Origin of the sequence: Streptomyces albidochromogenes (genome assembly GCF_005981925.1) — a bacterium.
GTDB classification, from domain to species: domain Bacteria; phylum Actinomycetota; class Actinomycetes; order Streptomycetales; family Streptomycetaceae; genus Streptomyces; species Streptomyces albidochromogenes.
The window spans coordinates 1-5,555 of record NZ_VBVX01000380.1; the positions used below are offsets into that span (position 1 = coordinate 1).

Sequence of the window (5,555 nt, forward strand, 5' to 3'; positions counted from 1 at the left end):
CCCCGCGGGTCCCCGTCCGGGCAACAACCCGTTCACCTCTGGCGGCTCCACCGGCATGGCGCGTCCGCAGACGCCCCGTCCCGGCGGCGCCCCGCGCCCCGGCGGTGCCGGTGCCCCCGGTGGCGCCCCGCGTCCGCAGGGTGCTCCCGGCGGCGCTCCGCGTCCGCAGGGCCAGGGTGGCGCACGTCCCACCCCCGGTGGCATGCCCCGCCCGCAGGGCGGCGCCCCGCGCCCCGGTGGTGCTCCGGGCGGTAACCGTCCGAACCCCGGCATGATGCCGCAGCGTCCCGCTGCCGGTACTCCCCGTCCTGGTGGCGGTCCCGGCGGCGGTGGCCGCGGTCCTGGCGGCCCCGGTGGCCGTCCGGGCGGTGGCGGTCGTCCCGGCGGCGGCGGCTTCGCCGGCCGCCCGGCCGGTCCCGGCGGTGGCGGCGGCGGCTTCGCCGGCCGTCCCGGTGGTCCCGGTGGCGGTGGCGGCGCGGGTCGTCCCGGTGGCGGCGGCGGCTTCGGCGGTCGTCCCGGCTTCGGTGGCCGTCCCGGTGGCCCCGGTGCCCGTGGTGGCACGCAGGGCGCGTTCGGCCGTCCCGGCGGTCCGGCGCGTCGTGGCCGCAAGTCGAAGAGGCAGAGGCGCCAGGAGTACGAGGCCATGCAGGCCCCGTCCGTGGGCGGCGTGATGCTGCCTCGCGGCAACGGACAGACCGTCCGCCTGTCGCGCGGTGCCTCGCTCACCGACTTCGCCGAGAAGATCAACGCCAACCCGGCGTCGCTCGTCGGCGTGATGATGAACCTCGGCGAGATGGTCACTGCCACGCAGTCCGTCTCCGACGAGACGCTCAAGCTCCTCGCTGAAGAGATGAACTTCATCCTGGAGATCGTCAGCCCGGAGGAGGAGGACCGCGAGCTTCTCGAGTCGTTCTCCATCGAGTTCGGTGAGGACGAGGGCGGCGAGGACATGCTCGTCTCCCGTCCGCCGGTCGTGACCGTCATGGGTCACGTCGACCACGGTAAGACGCGCCTCCTCGACGCGATCCGCAAGACGAACGTCGTCGCGGGCGAGGCCGGTGGCATCACGCAGCACATCGGTGCGTACCAGGTCGCCACCGAGGTCAACGGTGAAGAGCGCGCCATCACCTTCATCGACACCCCCGGTCACGAGGCGTTCACCGCCATGCGTGCCCGTGGTGCGAAGTCCACCGACATCGCGATCCTCGTGGTCGCGGCGAACGACGGTGTGATGCCGCAGACGATCGAGGCGCTGAACCACGCCAAGGCGGCCGGTGTGCCGATCGTGGTCGCGGTCAACAAGATCGACGTCGAGGGTGCCGACCCGACCAAGGTGCGCGGTCAGCTCACCGAGTTCGGTCTGGTGGCCGAGGAGTACGGCGGCGACACGATGTTCGTCGACATCTCCGCGCGCCAGGGCCTCCACATCGAGGAACTCCTCGAAGCGGTCGTCCTCACCGCCGACGCGTCGCTCGACCTCCGGGCGAACGCGGAGATGGACGCGCAGGGCATCGCGATCGAGGCCCACCTCGACAAGGGCCGCGGCGCCGTCGCCACCGTGCTCGTCCAGCGCGGAACGCTCCGCGTCGGTGACACGATGGTCGCCGGTGACGCGTACGGCCGAGTCCGCGCCATGCTCGACGACAACGGCAACAACGTCGAGGAAGCGGGTCCGTCGACCCCCGTCCTGGTCCTGGGTCTCACCAACGTCCCCGGCGCCGGCGACAACTTCCTGGTCGTCGACGAGGACCGCACGGCCCGCCAGATCGCCGAGAAGCGTGCTGCGCGTGAGCGCAACGCCGCCTTCGCCAAGCGCACCCGCCGGGTGTCCCTCGAGGACCTCGACAAGGTGCTCAAGGCCGGTCTGGTCCAGGACCTCAACATCATCATCAAGGGCGACGCGTCCGGTTCGGTCGAGGCTCTCGAGTCCTCGCTGCTCCAGCTCGACGTCGGTGAAGAGGTTGAGATCCGGGTCCTGCACCGCGGTGTGGGTGCGGTCACCGAGTCCGACATCGACCTGGCGATGGGCTCCGACGCCATCGTCATCGGCTTCAACGTCCGAGCTGCCGGCCGCGCCGCGCAGATGGCGGACCGCGAGGGCGTCGACGTCCGGTACTACTCGGTCATCTACCAGGCGATCGAAGAGATCGAAGCGGCCCTCAAGGGCATGCTCAAGCCGGAGTACGAAGAGGTCGAGCTCGGCACGGCGGAGATCCGCGAGATCTTCCGCTCGTCCAAGCTGGGCAACATCGCCGGTGTTCTCGTCCGCTCCGGAGAGGTCAAGCGCAACACCAAGGCTCGCCTCATCCGCGACGGCAAGGTCATCGCCGAGGACCTCAACATCCAGGGTCTGCGCCGCTTCAAGGACGACGTCACCGAGATCCGCGAAGGCTTCGAGGGCGGTATCAACCTCGGAAACTTCAACGACATCAAGATCGACGACGTCATCGCGACGTACGAGATGCGCGAGAAGCCGCGCGGCTGAGCCGTGTAGCCACGCAGTGCACTCGGGGCCGCTCGGCGGAGATTATTTCCGTCGAGCGGCCCCGGCCGTTGCGTGTACGGTGCTGGTGTCCCTGCCAAGCGGTTGGCGGGGCACGACCCCGAACCGGCGGGACATCCGGACACACATGTATGTGGGGACACTGTCCTTCGACCTGCTCCTCGGCGACGTACGGTCGCTGAAGGAGAAACGCTCCGTGGTACGCCCGATCGTCGCCGAACTCCACCGCAAGTTCGCGGTGAGCGTCGCGGAGGTCGGCGACCAGGATGTCCATCGCAGGGTCGAGATCGGCCTCGCGGTGGTATCAGGGGACACGGGGCACCTGACGGACGTACTCGACCGGTGCGAGCGCATGGTCGCCGCCCGGCCCGAAGTGGAGCTGCTGTCGGTACGACGGCGACTCCACGGTGATGAAGACTGACGTACCTGAAGTACCTGAAGTTCAGCAGCAGCAGAAAGAGGAGACGGACCGGTGACCGACAAAGCGCGGGCCCGCAAGCTGGCCGATCGCATCCAGGTCGTGGTCGCGGAGACCCTGGACCGGCGAATCAAGGATCCGCGACTGGGGTTCGTGACCATCACGGACGCCCGGGTCACCGGTGACCTGCGGGAGGCCACGGTCTTCTACACGGTCTACGGCGACGACGAAGCGCGCGCCGCTTCGGCCGCCGCGCTGGAGAGCGCCAAGGGTGTCCTGCGTTCCGAGGTCGGGCGGCAGACCGGCGTACGCCACACGCCGTCGCTGGCCTTCGTCGCGGACGCGCTGCCGGACAACGCGCGCACCATCGAGGACCTGCTCGACAAGGCGCGCGCCAAGGACGCCGAGGTGCGCCAGGTGTCGACGGGCAAGACGTACGCCGGCGAGGCCGACCCGTACCGCAAGCCCGAGGACGAAGACGAAGCCGAAGCCGAGGACGAGGGCGAAACCGCGGAATGAAGCAGCGCGCCACCACGACGCCGGACGGCCTTGTCATCGTCGACAAGCCGTCCGGCTTCACTTCGCACGACGTCGTGGCCAAGATGCGCGGGATCGCCAAGACCCGCCGTGTCGGGCACGCGGGCACCCTCGACCCCATGGCGACGGGCGTCCTCGTCCTCGGCGTGGAGAAGGCCACCAAGCTCCTGGGCCACCTCGCCCTGACCGAGAAGGAGTACCTCGGTACGATCCGGCTCGGCCAGACCACGGTCACCGACGACGCGGAGGGTGAGATCACCGCGTCCGCCGACGCCTCGGGGGTGACCCGGGAAGGCATCGACGCGGGTGTCGCCGAGCTGACCGGCGCCATCATGCAGGTGCCGTCCAAGGTCAGCGCCATCAAGATCGACGGCAAGCGGTCGTACTCGCGGGTGCGCGAGGGCGAGGACTTCGAGATCCCGGCCCGGCCGGTGACCGTCTCGTCCTTCCAGGTGTACGACGTGCGCGAGGCGGTGGCCGAGGACGGGACGCCCGTCGTCGACCTCGTCGTCTCGGTGGTCTGCTCCTCCGGTACGTACATCCGCGCACTCGCGCGCGACCTCGGCGCCGGGCTCGGCGTCGGCGGTCACCTGACCGCGCTGCGGCGCACCCGGGTCGGCCCGTACGGGCTGGACGCCGCGAAGACGCTGGAGCAGCTCCAGGAGGAGCTCACGGTCATGCCGATCGCCGACGCGGCGGCCGCCGCGTTCGCGCGGTGGGACGTGGACGAGCGGCGCGCGGGCCTGGTGACCAACGGCGTACGGCTCGACATGCCGGCGTACGACACCGCCCCGGTCGCGGTCTTCGGGCCCGAGGGGCGGTTCCTGGCGCTGGTGGAGGAGAGCCGGGGCAAGGCGAAGAGCCTGGCCGTCTTCGGCTGAGGACGCGCCGGCGCCGTGCGGACCCATCGTGGAGCGGCCGGCCCTCGGGCCGCCCGCTCCACGATCCCCCTCAGTAGGGGTCTGTCCAGCCTGCCCCGCCGATTCACCCCTTTGGGCGGGCGCTCGGAGTGAACGGCCGGTGCCCAGGGGGCGCTTTCGCGATGCGTCCTTCTCCCGCTGATCACCGCCGACCTAACGTCGGGTGCACGGGGCACGGCGGGAGGTTCGACGATGGCGGTAGAGGAGACGCCGCTGCCCGCGCCCGCGCCGCCGGTCACGCTGGTGCGGATCTGCGATCCGGCCGGTCGCCCGCGCGGGACCGGGTTCGTCGCGGACGGCCTGGGCACCGTCGTCACCAGCCACGAAGCCGTCGACGGTCTGAGCCGGGTCGTCCTGCACGCGCCCGGCGAGCGGATCTGCCTGGCCGAGACCGAGGCGATCGTCCCGCTGCCGGAGGCGGGCCTCGCGCTCGTACGGACCGAAGGGCTCGGCGTACGCCCGGTGCCCGTCGCGGTGCGGGAGGAGATCGAGACCGGCCTGTACGTGCGGCTGGCGGCCGGGGGCTGGCGCGAGGCGCGGGTCCTCAGGCAGGTCCCGGTCACCTACACGGCGACCGGCCGTTTCCATCGCATCGACGGCGCGGTCGAGTTGGCGATGGGCACGGCCGGCAGCGACGCGCTGCGGCTCGGCGGCCCGGCGGCGGGCGGGCCGGTCCTGGACGCCGGGACGGGAGCGGTACTGGCCGTCCTCGGCACCGCCCTGTGCGCGGAGCGGGGGGCGGCGGGTTTCGCCGTACCCCTGTGGGCGGCGGCGGCCCGGCCGGACGGCCCCCTGGCGGAGCTGCTGCGGCGCAACGCGGCGACGGTGCCGGCGTACGGTCCCGACCTCAATCTCGCCGGAGCCATGCGGCTGACGGCCGCCGCGCCGGGCGGGCCGGCTCCGGTGCGCGGGCCGGACCCGGTGGAACGCCCGCACCTGCGAAGGGAGTTCGCCGCCTTCTCCGCGTCCGCCGACGCCCTGGTGCTCGCCCTGGCCGGGGACCCGGGGACCGGTCGTACGACGGAGCTCGCCGCGCTGGCCGAGCGACGCGCCCGGGGCCCCGAACCCGCACCGACGCTCCGGCTGCCCGGCGCCGGCCTGCGGGCCGGTGACGCCTCGGTCGCGGACGCGGTGGGGCGGGCGCTGCGGGAGGCGGAGCGTCGGTGCGGGTTCGGGG

At 72.1% G+C, this 5,555-nt stretch carries 4 protein-coding genes and 1 pseudogene; all 5 read left to right on the top strand.

Going from position 1 to position 5,555, the window contains the following annotated elements:
- Positions 1–2,485 (top strand): translation initiation factor IF-2 (gene infB, locus E2E34_RS30495; protein ID WP_138905098.1); only part of this gene is annotated, 2,485 nt, incomplete at its 5' end.
- A gap of 145 nt (positions 2,486–2,630) precedes the next feature.
- Entirely contained in the window at positions 2,631–2,924 is a 294-nt protein-coding gene (locus E2E34_RS30500) for a DUF503 domain-containing protein (protein WP_138905099.1), read from the top strand.
- Positions 2,925–2,975: 51 nt separating this feature from the next.
- Positions 2,976–3,440, top strand: a complete 465-nt coding sequence (rbfA, locus tag E2E34_RS30505) for a 30S ribosome-binding factor RbfA (protein WP_138897906.1) — start codon at positions 2,976–2,978, stop codon at positions 3,438–3,440.
- Positions 3,437–4,339 (top strand): tRNA pseudouridine(55) synthase TruB, encoded by a 903-nt coding sequence (gene truB, locus E2E34_RS30510; RefSeq protein WP_138905100.1) that lies wholly within the window; start codon positions 3,437–3,439, stop codon positions 4,337–4,339. The genes rbfA and truB overlap by 4 nt, the downstream gene beginning before the upstream one ends.
- A gap of 231 nt (positions 4,340–4,570) precedes the next feature.
- Positions 4,571–5,555, top strand: a pseudogene (locus E2E34_RS30515) (serine protease); the annotation flags it as partial.